The following is a 15,602-nucleotide window of genomic DNA, read 5'->3' as shown; positions in this document are numbered from 1 at the left end:
TGGCACCTCGAATTTCATCAGACTAATGGCATCGGTTTCCTTAGCTTATTCGTATGCTTTTTCTGCGAATTCGATGTTGTCGATGGTGATCGCTACGTAAGGTACACGTACTGCTTTCATATCGTCGAGTTCCCACTGGGTTCCTTCAAGAATCTCGTTGCCTTTTGCTGCGTTCAGAGCCAGATCCAGCGTAGCTTGACCTTGGTTCTTCGCATCGTTGAGGACCGTACCTGCGATTGTGCCGACCTTGATCTGCTCAAGTGCATCCGGAATCGCGTCGACACCAAAGACAGGCATGTACTTATCGCCATCGAAGTATCCGTTGGACTGGAGTGACTGGACAGCACCGAGTGCCATGGCATCGTTGTTACAGATAACAAGCTCGATGGCATCGCCGTGCTTGGACAACCATGCGTCCATCAGCTCTTTACCTTTAACAGAATCCCACATACCCGTTTGAAGTTCAAGTTGCTCAACTTCTTTACCGTTGTCAACCAGTGTGCTCACGGCAAACTCTGTACGTGCTTCTGCATCGGGGTGTCCAGGCTCGCCTTTGAGGAGAACGTACTGAACTACGCCGTCGCCATTGCGGTCCCACTCTGGGTTTTCGTCCCACATGTCGCTCATCATTTGACCTTGGATGATACCGGACTCTGAAGAAGTCGTTCCAACGTACCAAGTTCGGTCGTAGCTCATCATGTCTTCAGCAGATGGCTCTTTGTTGAAGAACACAACGGGCAGGTCAGCTTCTTCTGCCTTCGAAATGATCGTAGAGGCAGCCTGTGGATCCACCAGGTTGATGGCCAGTGCTTGTACACCTTTTGAAATCATCATATCCACTTGCTCGTTCTGTGTACCCTGGCTGTTCTGAGAGTCATTCATAATCAGTTCCGCCTGGCCTTCAGCACCTGTTTCAATGGCGCGTCTGACAAAACTCATAAAGTTGTCATCGTACTTGTAGATCGTGAAACCGATTGTTGGCATTTCTTCTCCAGCCGCGTCTTCAGCAGGTGCTTCAGATCCGCATGCAGCTAGGGACAATACCATGACGAGTGCTAATGTAAGCATTAATAGTTTCTTCATTCTGTTTGTTCTCCCCTTTTTTTGAATAGTTTGAAACGGTAAACGTTTTCAAGACTATTTTAGTAAATTTTTAGCGGTCGGTCAAGCATTATTTTACCGTTTCTTAACTTCTTGCACTCTCGCGAAGAATCAACTCCGTCGGGATCATCACTTTTTTGGAGATCTTCCTGGCTGTTTCCAACCGCTCCATGGCCAGAGAAAAAGCTGTCTCCCCCATGAATTCTTTGTGGACGCGAACGGTGGCCAGAGGCGGTGCCGTGTATTTGGCCGTTGGGATATCGTTAAAACCGATGATACCCACCTCCTCCGGAACAGCGATCCCCGCTTCATGCAAGGCCCGGATCGCACCGATGGCAATCGAATCGCTCGCCATGACAAAGGCAGTGGGCAGACCGCCCTCTTTGGCGATTGCCTCTTTCATCAGGCGATAGCCACTTTCCGCTACGTAGGTCCCCGTGTAAAGGTCATCCTCTCGAAAGGTTCCCAGGCCGGTCATATAGTCACGGTAAGTTGCCTCGCGCTTCTCGGGCAGTGGTTTCTCCCCCTTGGCTACATACTCGCGCCCCCCGATGTATCCAATTCTGCGGTGCCCATCCTTTACCAGATGATCGAGAACGCCTGTGATCGCCTTTTCGAAATCCAACACCACGCAATCATAGGTGCTCTCCCGGGGTGAAGAGTCGACGAAAACGATGGTGTCGGTGATTTCGGCCATTCGATCGATGGTCTTGTCATCAAACTTTCCGATGGCGATCAAGGCATCACTATCGGCCAAGCGCTCGAAATCATCATTCTCGGCATCATAGATCTTCTCAAAGGTCACGCGGTTGGACATCGCTGTCCGCTCGATGCCCACGCGAATTGAAATGTAATATGGATCGTCTAGCTCCTGGCGGATGGTGTACCAGTGAACCAAACCGATCTTCCATTTCTTCGGTCCCCGTCGCTTCTGTCTCTGGCGCGGGGGGACATACTCCAGCTCCTCGGCAATCTCGAGAATCTTCTGTCGCTTGTCATCTCCCACAGAAAGACTCTGATCGAAATTGAGCACCCGAGAGACAGTGGCCGGTGATACCTTCGCTAGTTCAGCAATTTCTTTGATGGTAGCCATTCCCTCACTTCCTTCTCAACGTTATAAAGATATGGTAAAATGAATGCGAAGTTTAGTAAATTTTTACTCATTCTTATCTTACTCGATTTATGGCGGTTATGCAACCTATCTGGAAAACGTTTTTATGGAGGTCTCTACCATGGAAAAGAACTATCTTGATCCCTCGCTCACCTCATCTGAACGCGTTGCGCATCTGATGACCCTCATGACGCTTGAAGAGAAGATCGGTCAATGTTGCCAGGTAGACGGTCGCATCGATCCCGACCTCTGGCTATTCGAGCGTCACGTGGGCTCCTTCTTGCATGTGACGGGCGAGGAACAGCTCACCCTTCAGAAGAAGGCCGAGCAAACACGGCTCAAGATTCCAATCCTCTTTGGTATCGATGCCATCCACGGTCATGCCTTTCAGTCCGGTGCCACGGTCTATCCCTCACCCTTGGCCCTGGCCTGTACATTTGAACCGACCTTGCTCGAGCGCGTGGCAGCGTTCACGGCAAGGGAGGTCGCTGCCACAGGCCTCCACTGGACCTTCTCACCCGTTCTGGACATCGCTCGCGACCTACGCTGGGGTCGGGTGGACGAAACCTTCGGAGAAGATCCCCATCTGATCGGCGAGCTGGGTGCCGCCATGATCCGTGGCTACCAGGGGAAAGGACTATCCGATCCCCATGCGATCTTGGCCTGTGCCAAGCACTTTGTGGCCTACGGGGAAACGGTGGGGGCCCGCGATGCTTCGGAAGCGACCGTTACGCCCCGCGTGCTTCATGAGCTTTTCCTCCCGCCGTTCAAAAGGGCCGTCGAGGCGGGTGTACGCACTTTCATGGCCGGCTACCATGCCATCGATGGCCTTCCTTGCTCCTCCAATCGACCGCTGATGGTCGATCTATTGAAAGACCAGTGGCAATTCGGTGGCTTCACAGTCACCGATTGGAATAATGTGGGCTACATGCACACCCACCAGCGGGTGGCGCCCACGATGAGAGCGGCTGCCAAGCGTGCCCTCTTGTCCGGTCAGGACATGATCATGAGTACTCCAGCATTCTATGGTGAGGCCCTGCGGCTCGTTGCAGACGGCGAGGTGCCCATTGCAGTGATCGATGAAGCCGTCAGAAGGATTCTCACCCAAAAGTTTGATCTGGGCCTCTTCGACGAAAAGCGCTATCCCGCCGAGGACGCCTTCATGATTCTCGGGCATCCCACCCATCATGCCCTTGCCCGGGAAAGTGCGCTGAAAAGCTACGTGCTCCTTAAGAATGAAGGCGTGCTACCGCTCGACCCCAGGACACGCGTCGCGCTCATCGGACCCACCATCGACGATGTCCAGGCGATGCTAGGTGACTGGTCCTTTGGTACGCGCGAGCATCCGGAAAGACCAACGCTTGATTACCACCCAGAATACGACATTTCGCCTATGATCACCATCAAAGAGGGCCTGCTGCGCCGTGATCCAGGGGCCAGAACCCATCCCGGATGCGATCTCTTCGCATCCAGCGCCGAAGGTATCGAGCGTGCGGTCGCCACCGCTGGTGATGCTGATGCCATCGTGGCGGTCATCGGAGATACCAACATCCTCAACGGGGAGATGCGCGATCGTGTGGACCTGAGGCTAACCGGGGACCAGGAGAAGCTGATCGAAGCCCTCGCCTCGCTCGGAAAGCCGCTCATTGTCGTTGTGCTCAGCGGCAAACCCCTCCTGCTCTCGCGAGTAGAGGCACGGGCTGATGCCCTGGTACAGGCCTTTAATCCCGGTATGTTCGGAGGCGAAATGCTCTGGCAGCTCCTCTACGGAGAAGAAAACTTTAGCGGCCGCCTACCGATCAGTTTCCCGAAGGCAGTGGGTCAGCAGCCCACCTATTACAATCAGCTCCCCGGATGGCATACGGACCATTATGTGGAGATGGATGCCAAGCCCCTCTTTGCCTTTGGAGAGGGATTGTCCTATACCGACTACGAAGTAGTCGCGCTCTCCCTCTCTTCCGAAACTCTCCGGGACAAGGAATCGATCACCATCACAGTGGAGGTGAAGAACGTGGGCCCCATGGATGGGGTCACCACGCTACAGCTCTACGTCCACGATCTCTATGCTAGCGTGACCCGCCCTGTGAAAATGCTCAAGGGATTCGAACGCGTGACCCTTCAGAAGGGCGAAAAGAAAACCGTCGGCTTCACACTCACCGCCGCGGATCTTTATGTGACTGGCGTCGATCTCGTGAAGCGCCACGAGCAGGGAGATGTCGACCTTTACGTGGGGTTTAGTTCCCACGATCGCGACCTGATCACAAGACGGATCACACTTGTCTAGAAAATAAGGAGGGGGCGACCATCGGTCGCCCCCTCCCTTTGCCTTCGTTCCGTTTATTCTTTGAAACGTCCACCGAAGCCTTCATCCAATCCTTTGGCTAACATCGGTAGATCCCGCTTCTCGATCAATTCGAAACGGTACTTTTCCGACTGCGTCCGCAAGACCAGTCCCGGATAACCACCCGGTCTGACGAGCCCGCGGTCCCTACGTTTCAGTTTGACCTGCACCACTTCATCATCTGCTACCACATAGGCTCCTTCTATGGTGATGAGCTCGTCACGCGCTGTCTGGACCATGCGTTCACGGCATTTTCTTCGTTCGATCATTCGCTTGGCCCTATCGGTGAAATCAGGGTCTCCAGAGCTCATCCCACAGGGGGTTGCCGGCACAAAGATGAAGTCGCCTCCATCGAGGATGAGCACTCCCTCTTTCACTTCACTGGAATGAGATCGGTCTTTCACCGATACACCAAAATCATAACGCACGCCCATCACCTCCTCCTCTTAGTTTATATTTACCACCTCGCGGGTTTGGTCAAACAGACTTAGGTTGATGATAAAATCCAATGCCAGATTTGACGCTCCCACTGCTTTGGCTGTGGGAGTGTCAAGACAAGTATGCCTTACATATGGAGGGATGCCCCTTGCCCAAAAACACAAGGTTACGTACCGCGCGTCAAGCAAAAGTATACACGCAAGAGGACCTGGCGAAAATCGTAGGGGTCACACGCCAGACCATCGGACTGATCGAAAGCGGCAAGTACAACTCTACGCTGAACTTGTGCCTATCCATCTGCCATGCTCTCGATGCTAGCTTGGATGTATTGTTCTGGGAGGAGAATGAGAATGAAACCCATACAAGATGAACGGATTATCGTGGAGAGACGCTCGCTAATCCTCGACCAACCCATTCAGCAGTACCGGGATCTCTTCGCCCTGACGAACTTTGCTTCTGTATACCTCTTCATAGGGCTCGTCCGAAAGGGACTCTACCAGAGCTACCGCTCGCCCGCTGAGATAAGTCGTAATCTTTCGATCGGGGCTCTCGTGGGTACCGTAGCGTTCACACTCTCTCGTTTCATCGGAGCGATAATATTCCTAGCGACCTGGATCGGGGGTCAGCTTCTTGCCGTGAAGATTAGCCAGCGCAGATCTGAGAATGATATCGACGGCGAAGACTAGTCAAATCTGATTGAATAGCCCCTTCTGTGGTAACTATACAATAGGTTATCACTCGCAAAGGAGGATGAACATGTTGAATAAAAAACAATGGATTGTACTTTCCTTTTTGTTGATGCTTACGCTGGCCCTTGCGGCCTGTAGCCCCGAAGCGCCGGCAGAGAATGCCCCCGAGTCCGAGGCGCCACCCGCTGTAGAGGAGAACGGGGACATGAACGAGGAAGATCTCGAAGTCTTCGACCTTGAGACCCTGGCCACTTTTGACGGCAAAGATGGACGTCCGGCCTATGTGGCTGTTGACGGGACCGTGTACGACGTGACCGATCTCGAAGCGTGGGAAGGTGGCATGCACAATGGTAACGAAGCTGGTGCTGATCTCACCGCGGAAATCAAGAACGAATCTCCCCACGGTGTGTCGGTACTCTCGCAAGCAGAAGTCGTAGGTAGACTGGAGGAATAGTATGGATCGCAGTCAACGAAAACAAGCCATGGTCCGCGGAGCATTCTTGGGCGACGCCCTGGCGTTAGGACCCCATTGGTTGTACGAAACGAAAGTGCTCGACAGCCTGTTCCCAAAGATCGACGGTTTGAAAGCACCTTATAAAAACAGTTTCCACAAGAACAAGGAAAAGGGTGACTTCACCCATTATGGGGACCAGATGCTGCTTTTCTTGTCCTTTTGCCACGACCATCCGGCCTTCGATATCATGGCTCTAAAGGACCAGTGGGTATCGTATATGTCTGATTACGATGGGTACATGGACCACGCCACAAAAGCCTCCTTGGAGAAGTTCGATAAGGAGAAGAGCTTTTTAGGGTCTCGGTCCGATGAGATCAGCGCGATCTCGCGGATGTTCCCCTTCCTCTACTACTACGATACCTCGGCTTACCTCCGCGGCATTATCGAGGAACAGCTGAGGCTCACGCACAATAATGATTACCTGGCCAAAATGAGCCATTATCTCGTGGACCTGACCCTGCGTGTGCTCGAGGGAGAAAAACCGTCCGAGGTCATTGATGATCTCAACGGATACGGTCCGACGGTACGAGATCTCGTGCAAAAAGCCCGGGGAAAGATGAAGTTATCTCCCCGTGACGCCATCAGCGAATTCGGTCAGGCATGCCCGTCCACCCAAGCTTTCCCCGGGGTAATTTACCTGCTTTTGAAATTTGAGGAGGAGCCAGAGAAAGCCCTCATCGAAAACATCAAAGCCGGCGGAGATAGTGCCGCTCGCGGCATGATCCTTGGCGGGATCCTGGGCGCCTATCAGCCGGAACAACTGAATATGAATTGGTACCACGATATCAAGGCATCCGAAGAGATCGATAGACTCCTGAAGTAAAAGAAAGCCCCTCTTTCCTCAGTAAAGGGGGGCTTCGATTATGGCCGTTGGGCCCAGATTCTCTTGTTTGGCCAGGGTGGTGATCAGGGTGAAGATCAGGACGGCAGCCAGATTGGCCGTGGTCCTGTCTTGATCGAACCGTGGGGACACTTCCGCCACATCGAAAGCGATGACCTTCCCCGAACGCAGGATGATCTTGAGAAATTTCAGTAGCCGCTCAGGATCGAGTCCCAGCGGTTGTGCAGCGCTCACCCCTGGTGCATAGGCGGAGGAAAACACATCGGAGCATACCGTTACATAGAGGTGTTCCTGCTCATGGACAAAGTCATCGATCCGCTCGAACAGCGAGAAATCGTCGCCGTGCACCAAATCCCGGGCCAGAACATACCGCCCTCCCAATCGCGTGACAGTGTTGAAAAGATCCACGGTATTGCCGTGTTTTTGGATTCCCAGGGCCAGGTAACGGAAATCGAGTCCCGCCGCCTGCCGTTCATCGGCGATCTGGCGGAACATCGTACCCGACGTTCCGCCCTTGGGATAGGGGCGAGCGTCGAAGTGTGCATCGAAATTCACAATGCCCAGTTTTTCATGCTCCCGCTCGAGCCCCCGGTAATGGCCCAGGGCGATCTCATGTCCACCCCCAAGAAGAACCGGAAAAAGGCCGGCACCTCGCATGCGCTTCACCGCTTCAGCGAGCGCTTCTTGTGATGCCTCCAGATGCCCATCGGTGTCGATCACGTCCCCGGCGTCGTACAGACGTACCCCGCGATCGAAAAGACAGGGCAGGTTTCCCAGCTCTCTTCGGATCTGCTCGGGTCCGGCCGCTGCTCCAACGCGCCCCTTGTTCCGCGCGACACCTGCATCCGACTGAAAACCGAGAAAGCAAAAATGCAAGCTCCCCTCTTCGGTCTTCGGTTCTTCCCTCAAATCGATCGGTACCACCCACTGGTGCCAGCGGAAGGCATCGAACCGATCCTCGTCATCAATCCTTCCCTGCCACGCACCGTCGGCTATCGGTCGATAGCGTTCCTGCCAATTTTCATTCATCCTGTGCACTCCTTTTCATTCGATCTTACTTCTGAGGTGATTCCCAATGACCAGATTGACGCTCACGCAGTTCCAGCTCAAGCTTCTCATGGCGTTCCTGATGTTGCTCGATCATATCCATCAGTTCATTCCGGGGACCCCTCTCTACTTCACTTGGCTCGGGCGGCTCGTCGCCCCCGCCTTTATGTTCCTCGTGGCCGAGGGCTTTTACCATACGAGGGACAGACGAAAGTATTTCTGGCGTCTCTTCACGGCCGGCGTATTCATGGCCCTGTTGAACCGGTTGATCCCAGCCCTTGTCGGTGGGCCACCGGTCCCCAATAATATCTTTCTCAACCTGGCCGCGGCCGTCGCCTTCTGGTCCCTCTACGAAGCTGCCGAAGAACGTGGCAAGCTCCTCCAGGCCACTCCCTTTCTCGTCGTCATCTTCCTGCTCAGCCTGTTCACAGAAGGTGCCTTCTTGGGCGTAATCCTCGTTGGCGTCTTCCACCGTCTGCGCGGTGAAGGGCAAAAGATCACCCTCTTGTACACGCTCCTCTCGCTCTCCTTCTTCCCGTTTGCCGAGGTGATCGCAGGCAATCTGCTCTACGCCTTCACCGGCTCCTTCCAGTGGATGATGGTCTTTACCCTCTTCTTCATCCATCGTTACAATGGCCATCGGGGACGGGGGTGGAAAGGATTTTTCTATCTCTTCTACCCGCTGCACATCCACCTTCTCTATCTGATCGGCCAGACCCTCTGATGAGGCGAAGAGCCTCGCGACCGTTCGTGGTTGCGAGGCTCTTTTTTTCCAGTCAATCTTTTTTCTTGCGTGCCAGGGAGAGCCCGCCAAAACCCGATACCACGGCCATATAAAAGCCGAGATCATAAAAGAACCCGGTATTATGCACCTCGTAGAGCGCTAGCGATGGATTGAACAGTGATAAGACGAGAGAAACCGGAGCCAACCAACCGTGCCAGATGCCCCAGAAGAATCCCGCCGGATTAGCAGCGGTCGCGCTACCATCACCCGGAAGGCATCCCGACAGCAGGATCGCAACCATTAATAGACTGGACAGTATCATGACCTTACGTTTCATCGTTAGCCTCCTTGTCTCCGGGCAACCGTGGATCATAACACATCAACGCTTCGTTGCGGGTGATCAGATGCTCGTCGATCGAGCCCGTTAACTCATCAAAAACCCGCCTGTGCAATGCGTTTCTCCTCACAAAGCCACCCCAGTAGGTGGACACCATCTCATGATCCTTTTCAATCACGCGGTACCTGCGCGTCGGTGGCGTCATGGCGCGCCATTGGCCGCGTAGGTAGCCCTCCTCGATCCAGACGCGTAACTGATACGTCGTCTGGGTACCGTTGGCAATGGCCAGATCTCGATAGTTGTACACACAGGTCGCTCCGCTACCGAAGGGTTGGCTACGGTTGCGATCGGGAAAAACATCGTAGCTATGTCGGTAGCGCTCGACCACTTCCAGATCCGTGTGCAGGGTCATCCAGTAGACCAAGTTGGACAGCTGACAAAGTCCGCCGCCAATGCCTTCACCCAAGCCCCCCTGGTCGAGGACGAGACCAGGTAGGTAGCCCTTCCTTGCCGTAGGCTTGCCGATCAACCGCCAGTATGAAAAGATCTGACCCGGCTCCAACAGGATGCCATCGAGGGCTTTGGAGGCGATGGCCAGGTTCTGCTTCTTGTTCTCGTTCAATCGCTGTTTCACACCGACCAGTTGTCGATCCAGAGGTGTCTGGTGTTGGGCGTGAAGGTACTGCAAGTTCCCGGTCTTCGTTGTCCTCGCATAGGCTTTGCCGTTCCAGTGCCAATACAGATGACGCTTCCACCGGTAATAGGCTCTGCCCAGCATCAGGCGAAGGGCCGATCGTTTCTTTGGCTTCAGATGATCCAAGGTTTACTCGCCTCCATGGATAAAGGGATTCAGAGAGTAAAAAGCCTGGAGCAGCATGGCACTTCGAATGGCCACTTCTTCCTCCGCAAGGATACGCCTGGCCTCTTCCCGGTCGATCAGAAGAATCTCCGCTTCCTCATTATCGGACTGATGGACCTGGGAAGGGGCTCCCTCGAAGGTCCCGTAGACAATATTCACCTTTTCGTTGGTGATCCCCACAGAAACGTACCGCTCCCGTTCCGTGTACTGAGGCTTGAGCCTTAGCCCCGTCTCCTCTTCGAACTCGCGCACGGCCGCCTCGGTCACATCCTCGCCCTCTTCGATCAAGCCGGCGGGGAACATGTACACGTCTCGCCCCGCGGAGATACGGTGCTCCCTCAACATCACCACCTGCTTACGATCCGATGTGGTGGCCAACACCATGGCGCCATCCGTGTAGCTAGTGCCTTTGAACAACTCGCGCTCCAGGCGATTTTGATTGCCACGCGAGACAATCTCCCATACCTTTTCCTTTCCGGATTTGGTCCGGTAGTCGATGGCAAAGCAGGATAGAAAATGCAGTTTGTCGATCGGTCGCAACCCTTCTATGGTCATTTTCTTCTCTTTCATGGCTCTCTCCTCTTCTCCAGTGGTATCTCTACTCATTATAGCGCAAGACCAGTGAAAACCCAACCGGAGCACAGACGAAAAAAGACCGGCGGCGCCGGTCTAGATCAATCGCTTTCTGAAATACATGGTGCTCACGCCACCTGGACGGTCTCGATCGAGCTTGAAAAACGGTTCATAGCCATTTTTTTCTAGAATCCGAATCTGAGGAGTGTTGGTGGACCAGGTGCGCCGCATGATCAACGGTCGTCTGAGGGTATCTGGTAATGATTTTTCGATAAAATCGTTCACCATGCTGCCGATCTTCGTGTTGCGATAATCGGGATGCACGCATCCGATCTTGATGTAGTGACAGGGTTCATCACAGGCGACGTACTCATCACCTCGATAATCAGGGTAGAAAATCCAGAAGGCGATCATCACGCCCTCCTCTTTGACCACGATGAGTTTCATCTGATCAGAGAAAAGTCCTTCGAAATACTCTTTGGGTCCTTCAAAACTGCCCTCTCTGCTAGAGAGCGGTGGGTAAAAATCCTGGTCACAGATCAGCAGCAACTGCCACAAGCTTTCCTTCAGTGCCAAGATCTCCCCAAACTCCTCAATCAACTGGATGTCGCGCAATCACGTCACCTCTCCTTTTTTTATGTTTTGTAGCAATATTCTACTCGATTTCGATTCGTTGTGGAAGCTTTTTTTTCGCAGGAAACCAAACTTTTTTTAGCATGATCTCAGTACTGCTTTTATTAGGAAAGCAACATCGTCCACGCACCTTGGTTTTTTCTGTTTTCACGCTACTCTACAAAGGATGCGTCACAAGTAAAAGGAAGGGGTATCAATAGGTTGAGGAGGTTTTTCCCATGAAAAAAATGATCGCGTTTTTGCTTGTCGCCATGCTCATCACGTCCTGCGGAGGAGCGCCGGTTGAAGAAGAGACGCCCGACGAACCCGAGGTCGTTGAAGAACAAAACGAACCGGACGTAGAGGTGAGCGGATCAGATGATACGGTAACCATCACCACCGAAGAGGGTGATATCGAGATCCAGGCCTCTGAAACGGAGAACCTCGAGCTTCCCGAGTCCTTCCCATCCGATGCGATTCCCGTCTACCCCGGGGCTAGGCTCAGCGTGAGGGAGGTATCCCCCAATGCAATGAATCTGGTTTGGATGACAGGGGATGATGTCTCGACCGTCTATACTTACATCACCGATCACCTCATGCTCGATGAAGTCCTCCACAAAGTGGAGTCCCAAGGCAGTGGCTCCATCATCGGTATGCACGGTGAACTGACCGTTGCGATCACCGTGATGAAAGACATGAACGAGAGCTCTGAAGAGACCCTCATCGGTGTCAGCATAGCAGAACAATAGCCACCCGCGAAGGGTGGCTTTTCCTATGGTCCGATCACTGATCCAGGGGTAGCAGATATTCAAAGTAATAACAATCGCGCCACTTCCCGTTCACGTGAATGAAACGGTGTGCCGTGCCCACATATCGAAAGCCATTCTTGAGCAGTACAATCTGAGAGGGGATGTTCTCCACATCTGTTCCCGCCTCGATGCGCTGGAGGTGCAGGGTATCCACTGCAATGGTTAGGGCTTCTTGCACCATTGATCGACCGATGCCTTTGCCAACATGGCGCTCTCCGAGACGATAACCAATCTCGGCCTTTTGGAAGGGGCCCCTCATGATACCGAAAAAATTCAGGCGCCCTAAGATTTCTCCCTTATCATCCTTGACCAAGTACATTGCACGGTTTCCCTTTTCATGTTCTTCCAAGAGAAACGCCAGGATTTCATCAAAACTCGCGCGTTCGTAGTAGCCTTCGGGCCGTGGTGGTAGAAGACTTTCGAAAAAAGATCGGTTTTCCATTTCAAAAGCAAAAAGGGCGTCGGCATCTTTTTGCGACAATAGATCGAGATGTATCCTCACGTGATGCTCTCCTCTCTCTCGTGTAATGCCAACAGCATCCCTGCGAGAAGCAGGGTCCGTTCGATCAGCTCCGACCGACGGATGGCCTCGTTTGTTGTGAACAGGCCTCGACTCATCGGCCCCAGTCCGCAGAGTACAGGCGTACCTTGTGACACATCACCCGCTGCAGAGGGTAGCCTACTGCCCGCCCTTTTGTTCTCAAAGCCCAGCCTGGCCGCCACCTCGTTGTACAACCGCAAGAGCCCCTCATCGGCATGGTAGGGCGGACGGTCCATCAGTTTTTCCACTGCACCCCTGCCGTGTTTTGAGGTCCGTGAAAAAACGGTGCCTAGATAGTCCGATGTCCTGAGCTTCGAAGCCGGATCCCGATAGCCCAGGTGAAGCGTGGCTTCCACACGATAGGGAAGGAGCATGGAGTAGCGATCGGTTTCAAGATCAACCAGATGCAGGTGTGCATCACCCTCGGCTGTCATCTCACGACGCACTTCCTCCAGCCGCTCCTGGAAATCCGCCAACAGATCCGGCTGGTCCAGGTGACTGGATACCCGCTGCAGGTCACAATTGAGCACGATCCGGTAAACAGCGAGACCGGCGCGTGAGACCACAGGGCTCTTCAGTTCACCGCCCGGCGCCAAGATCAAAACGACATCGGCCATCCGCGAAAGACGTCGGAGCAACCTGTGGCTGTTGGACATTCCGTGGTCCTCATCCGTATAAAGGAAAAGACCAAGGGATAATTTGGCCAGTCTTTTCTCTTGGGCGAAGGCCTCCAGGGCACCGAGAGCAACGGTCAGCCCCGCCCGACTCGATGCAATGCCCTCACCATAGAGCCATTCGTCTTCCCTGCGGAAGGCTTGTGCCGACCCCCAGCGTTGACCGGGGAGATCCAGGGGGCACACCAATAGAATCTTTGGAGAGGAAGCGCTCTCTGTGCTGTACAAGAGGGCATCCCTGCTCTCGATCCGCTCATCCCGCCGAAGTCCAATATCCTCCATCCGAGTGACCAGCATGGCTTTCAAGCGTCGCATGGCGATCAGATCACCACTGAAGGTCGGTGTGTGTACCCAGCGGGCCAGCTCTTCCTCCAGCTCCAGTCGATTGTGGATCAAACGCTCTCGCAACCGCTCTTCCACGGATAGCGAGCTGAGGTGTGCCACGGGCAATCGAACCCTGTGGTAACGGTGATAGGCCACCTGTAGCAGGTGATCGATGATCTCTTCTAAAGAGTATCCCGCTGCTTTTGCTGCTTCTAAGAAGGAACTGTTGGGCACGAGGCTGGGCATGGTATTGACCTCAAGGATATAGGGCACGCCATCGCGGTCGATACGAAAATCCACTCGGATCAGGTCAGAACATCCCAGTATCGTGAAGGCACGCTTCGCTAGTTGGGCGAGATCCGCCGCCAGCTGGGGATCGAGCTGAGCGGGACAACGCTTTACCACCTCCCTTCCGGAGAGGTGTTTTTTGTCTTCGTAGGTATAGATGGCCGGTCCCTCGGGGAATAGAAGCTCCACGGGAGGTAAGACCTCTGGCGGATCGTTTCCCACGATCGATATGTTGATCTCGCGACCCTCGATATACTGCTCCACCAGTGCGCCGGTTCCATACTCCTCCAGGATGTCTCCCACACCACGGATCAGCGATTTTGCATCCCGGGCAATCGAAAGACCGAAGCTCACGGCCTCATCCTTAGGCTTCACGATCAAGGGGTAGGTCAGATCGATCTCCTGGCATTCTTCAATCGATTCGATCACTCTGTACGCCGGTGTGGGTAGCCCGGCCTTTTCTAACACCACTTTCGTCAGCGCTTTGTCGAGGGCCAGGGCCTGGGTGTTCGGCCCTGATCCGAGATAGGGTAGTCCCAGCATCTCGAGGATCGCCGGCAGATGCGTGTAACGTGCCCGCCCCTGGATCCCGTAGCTCAAGTTGAAAACGAGTCCCGGTTGTTCGCCGGCGATTACCGTGGGCATAAACTGTTCTAACCGCTCGATGATATGCTTGTCCGACTCAAAAGAAGAGACGCGATGGCCTCTGGCAGAAAGGGCCTTTTCGATCGTTGCGATGGTTGCCTGATCATAGGTCTCTTTATTCTGTCGTCCGAGCCGGTTGATCACCGCTCTGGACTCAAAATTGTATACAAGTGCTACTCTCATGTGCACGCCCTCCCGATTCCTTGCCTGCAAACCCAACGCCTAGTACAATCGTCCTCTGATCAGCTGTGCACCTGTACCCACAAGTAGCAAAAGGGCGGCCGCGAGGGCCACGAGCCCAAGTACCGAACTGTAGCCGTGCCGCAGGGCAATACCCGTAAAGGCCCAGAAGAAAACCAATGTGGGGAAAGGATCTCTTCTGATCAATAGAAAAGTGCTCCCGAGCAAAAATGCGATACCGATCATCACAAGGGTCCAGGCTAGTTCGGAAAATGGACCGCCGCGAAAACCGATGCTCACCAAAAAGGCGCTGACGTTCGCAATCGTCGCCACGCTGATCCACCCGATGTAGAGACCAAAGGGGGCATAGACCAGCCAACGGTCCTGAGGCGTCACGTTCCGCTTCCTCATATTTTGTAAACGCGTGTAGATCAGAACCAGTGAGACCAAGAGCCCGATCATGAAGAGAAGGCTCAGGGCGATTTGCCCGTAGTGCCAGGCGATGAGCCACACACCATTGAAAACACAGGATAGGACAAAGGTAGCCCCTAGGGTTTCTGTCGCTTCGGCCTTGCCCTGCCCCATTAACTTCCTCCACTGGTGTATGAGAAATCCCGCAAGGGCGAGATAGATGAGACCCCAGATGCTAAAGGTCACCGATGCCGGCGTGAACAAGTTGGGGTAGGCGGCAGATACTTCACCCGTAGTCTGTCCGCCGATGGGTAGCGCATTCGCCGCACCGTTGATCCCAAGCGTTCCGACCAAGGCCAGGGTGTTGGCGATCAACCAAAAACGTTCTTTTCTTCTAGGCATGAATATCTTCTCCCCTCGTATTCTATCGACCAGTGTATTGATACCCATCCCCCACGGGGAATACCCTCGAAAAAAAGAAGGTCCCTCCCGCGTATCAGCAAGACGGCCTTCTTAACTTTTCTTTACGCAATAAGCGAGAAC

The 15,602-nt window shown here is 53.9% G+C and carries 18 protein-coding genes; 7 read left to right on the top strand and 11 right to left on the bottom strand.

The genetic code is table 11. The features are described from left to right. Positions 1–45: 45 nt before the first annotated feature. Together mglB and ACULM0_RS12765 are read right to left on the bottom strand one after the other, a co-directional pair. On the bottom strand, positions 46–1,068 hold the full coding sequence (gene mglB / locus ACULM0_RS12770) for a galactose/glucose ABC transporter substrate-binding protein MglB (protein WP_463677922.1): 1,023 nt from the start codon (positions 1,066–1,068) through the stop codon (positions 46–48). 118 nt (positions 1,069–1,186) lie between these two features. Further along, positions 1,187–2,194 (bottom strand): LacI family DNA-binding transcriptional regulator, encoded by a 1,008-nt coding sequence (locus ACULM0_RS12765; protein WP_463677921.1) that lies wholly within the window; start codon positions 2,192–2,194, stop codon positions 1,187–1,189. Positions 2,195–2,333: 139 nt separating this feature from the next. Here ACULM0_RS12765 and ACULM0_RS12760 point away from each other — a divergent pair, with 139 nt between their 5' ends. Further along, a complete protein-coding gene (locus ACULM0_RS12760) occupies positions 2,334–4,496 on the top strand; it encodes a glycoside hydrolase family 3 N-terminal domain-containing protein (RefSeq protein WP_463677920.1) in 2,163 nt (720 codons plus the stop codon). 53 nt (positions 4,497–4,549) lie between these two features. Here ACULM0_RS12760 and ACULM0_RS12755 read toward each other — a convergent pair whose 3' ends face one another. Beyond that, positions 4,550–4,981, bottom strand: a complete 432-nt coding sequence (locus tag ACULM0_RS12755) for a hypothetical protein (RefSeq protein WP_463677919.1) — start codon at positions 4,979–4,981, stop codon at positions 4,550–4,552. A 158-nt stretch (positions 4,982–5,139) separates the two neighbouring features. On the opposite strand from ACULM0_RS12755, the gene ACULM0_RS12750 reads away from it, so the two are divergent. The 4 genes from ACULM0_RS12750 (at position 5,140) to ACULM0_RS12735 (ending at position 7,017) form a co-directional block, all read left to right on the top strand. After that, a complete protein-coding gene (locus tag ACULM0_RS12750) occupies positions 5,140–5,361 on the top strand; it encodes a helix-turn-helix transcriptional regulator (RefSeq protein ID WP_463677918.1) in 222 nt (73 codons plus the stop codon). Then, a complete protein-coding gene (locus ACULM0_RS12745) occupies positions 5,342–5,677 on the top strand; it encodes a hypothetical protein (protein ID WP_463677917.1) in 336 nt (111 codons plus the stop codon). Before ACULM0_RS12750 ends, ACULM0_RS12745 begins: the two co-directional genes overlap by 20 nt. A gap of 70 nt (positions 5,678–5,747) precedes the next feature. After that, on the top strand, positions 5,748–6,134 hold the full coding sequence (locus tag ACULM0_RS12740) for a cytochrome b5 domain-containing protein (protein ID WP_463677916.1): 387 nt from the start codon (positions 5,748–5,750) through the stop codon (positions 6,132–6,134). Between the two features lies 1 nt (position 6,135). Further along, entirely contained in the window at positions 6,136–7,017 is an 882-nt protein-coding gene (locus ACULM0_RS12735) for an ADP-ribosylglycohydrolase family protein (protein ID WP_463677915.1), read from the top strand. A gap of 18 nt (positions 7,018–7,035) precedes the next feature. Here the strand turns inward: ACULM0_RS12735 and hutG are convergent, their stop codons facing one another. Beyond that, positions 7,036–8,064, bottom strand: a complete 1,029-nt coding sequence (hutG, locus tag ACULM0_RS12730) for a formimidoylglutamase (RefSeq protein ID WP_463677914.1) — start codon at positions 8,062–8,064, stop codon at positions 7,036–7,038. 46 nt (positions 8,065–8,110) lie between these two features. On the opposite strand from hutG, the gene ACULM0_RS12725 reads away from it, so the two are divergent. Beyond that, complete coding sequence (locus ACULM0_RS12725; protein WP_463677913.1) at positions 8,111–8,806, top strand: TraX family protein; 696 nt, start codon at positions 8,111–8,113, stop codon at positions 8,804–8,806. Positions 8,807–8,858: 52 nt separating this feature from the next. Here the strand turns inward: ACULM0_RS12725 and ACULM0_RS12720 are convergent, their stop codons facing one another. From ACULM0_RS12720 to ACULM0_RS12705, 4 genes are all read right to left on the bottom strand, one after another. After that, positions 8,859–9,143 (bottom strand): hypothetical protein, encoded by a 285-nt coding sequence (locus tag ACULM0_RS12720; protein WP_463677912.1) that lies wholly within the window; start codon positions 9,141–9,143, stop codon positions 8,859–8,861. Next, complete coding sequence (locus tag ACULM0_RS12715; RefSeq protein WP_463677911.1) at positions 9,133–9,963, bottom strand: VanW family protein; 831 nt, start codon at positions 9,961–9,963, stop codon at positions 9,133–9,135. Before ACULM0_RS12715 ends, ACULM0_RS12720 begins: the two co-directional genes overlap by 11 nt. A gap of 3 nt (positions 9,964–9,966) precedes the next feature. Further along, positions 9,967–10,572: an NUDIX hydrolase gene (locus ACULM0_RS12710; protein ID WP_463677910.1), complete on the bottom strand. Its 606-nt coding sequence runs from the start codon at positions 10,570–10,572 to the stop codon at positions 9,967–9,969. 99 nt (positions 10,573–10,671) lie between these two features. Next, positions 10,672–11,190, bottom strand: coding sequence for a GNAT family N-acetyltransferase (locus ACULM0_RS12705; RefSeq protein ID WP_463677909.1), 519 nt, complete (start codon positions 11,188–11,190; stop codon positions 10,672–10,674). Between the two features lie 236 nt (positions 11,191–11,426). Between ACULM0_RS12705 and ACULM0_RS12700 the strand changes: the two genes are divergently transcribed. Next, a complete protein-coding gene (locus tag ACULM0_RS12700) occupies positions 11,427–11,936 on the top strand; it encodes a hypothetical protein (RefSeq protein WP_463677908.1) in 510 nt (169 codons plus the stop codon). 34 nt (positions 11,937–11,970) lie between these two features. Here ACULM0_RS12700 and ACULM0_RS12695 read toward each other — a convergent pair whose 3' ends face one another. From ACULM0_RS12695 to ACULM0_RS12685, 3 genes are read right to left on the bottom strand one after another with little or no spacing between them, the layout of a single operon-like run. Next, entirely contained in the window at positions 11,971–12,498 is a 528-nt protein-coding gene (locus ACULM0_RS12695; protein WP_463677907.1) for a GNAT family N-acetyltransferase, read from the bottom strand. Further along, the gene (locus ACULM0_RS12690; RefSeq protein WP_463677906.1) at positions 12,495–14,651 is read right to left on the bottom strand and encodes a M20/M25/M40 family metallo-hydrolase; all 2,157 of its coding nucleotides are present in this window, start codon (positions 14,649–14,651) and stop codon (positions 12,495–12,497) included. The genes ACULM0_RS12695 and ACULM0_RS12690 overlap by 4 nt, the downstream gene beginning before the upstream one ends. A 39-nt stretch (positions 14,652–14,690) precedes the next feature. Further along, the gene (locus tag ACULM0_RS12685) at positions 14,691–15,461 is read right to left on the bottom strand and encodes a hypothetical protein (RefSeq protein ID WP_463677905.1); all 771 of its coding nucleotides are present in this window, start codon (positions 15,459–15,461) and stop codon (positions 14,691–14,693) included. Positions 15,462–15,602 lie beyond the last annotated feature (141 nt).

It is taken from the genome of Halotolerantifilum yawarlongkerapense (assembly GCF_054506745.1).
The sequence above is the reverse complement of the archived record's forward strand: the minus strand, read 5'-3'. Positions and strand labels throughout refer to the sequence as shown.

What these genes read in the sequence shown, in the direction of transcription:
- ACULM0_RS12685 (WP_463677905.1), bottom strand. Translation starts at nt 15,461, where the DNA reads ATGCCTAGAAGAAAAGAACGTTTTTGGTTGATCGCCAACACCCTGGCC.
- mglB (WP_463677922.1), bottom strand. Translation starts at nt 1,068, where the DNA reads ATGCTTACATTAGCACTCGTCATGGTATTGTCCCTAGCTGCATGCGGA.
- ACULM0_RS12765 (WP_463677921.1), bottom strand. Translation starts at nt 2,194, where the DNA reads ATGGCTACCATCAAAGAAATTGCTGAACTAGCGAAGGTATCACCGGCC.
- ACULM0_RS12700 (WP_463677908.1), top strand. Translation starts at nt 11,427, where the DNA reads ATGAAAAAAATGATCGCGTTTTTGCTTGTCGCCATGCTCATCACGTCC.
- ACULM0_RS12725 (WP_463677913.1), top strand. Translation starts at nt 8,111, where the DNA reads ATGACCAGATTGACGCTCACGCAGTTCCAGCTCAAGCTTCTCATGGCG.
- ACULM0_RS12745 (WP_463677917.1), top strand. Translation starts at nt 5,342, where the DNA reads ATGAAACCCATACAAGATGAACGGATTATCGTGGAGAGACGCTCGCTA.
- ACULM0_RS12720 (WP_463677912.1), bottom strand. Translation starts at nt 9,143, where the DNA reads ATGAAACGTAAGGTCATGATACTGTCCAGTCTATTAATGGTTGCGATC.
- hutG (WP_463677914.1), bottom strand. Translation starts at nt 8,064, where the DNA reads ATGAATGAAAATTGGCAGGAACGCTATCGACCGATAGCCGACGGTGCG.
- ACULM0_RS12740 (WP_463677916.1), top strand. Translation starts at nt 5,748, where the DNA reads ATGTTGAATAAAAAACAATGGATTGTACTTTCCTTTTTGTTGATGCTT.
- ACULM0_RS12735 (WP_463677915.1), top strand. Translation starts at nt 6,136, where the DNA reads ATGGATCGCAGTCAACGAAAACAAGCCATGGTCCGCGGAGCATTCTTG.
- ACULM0_RS12710 (WP_463677910.1), bottom strand. Translation starts at nt 10,572, where the DNA reads ATGAAAGAGAAGAAAATGACCATAGAAGGGTTGCGACCGATCGACAAA.
- ACULM0_RS12760 (WP_463677920.1), top strand. Translation starts at nt 2,334, where the DNA reads ATGGAAAAGAACTATCTTGATCCCTCGCTCACCTCATCTGAACGCGTT.
- ACULM0_RS12690 (WP_463677906.1), bottom strand. Translation starts at nt 14,651, where the DNA reads ATGAGAGTAGCACTTGTATACAATTTTGAGTCCAGAGCGGTGATCAAC.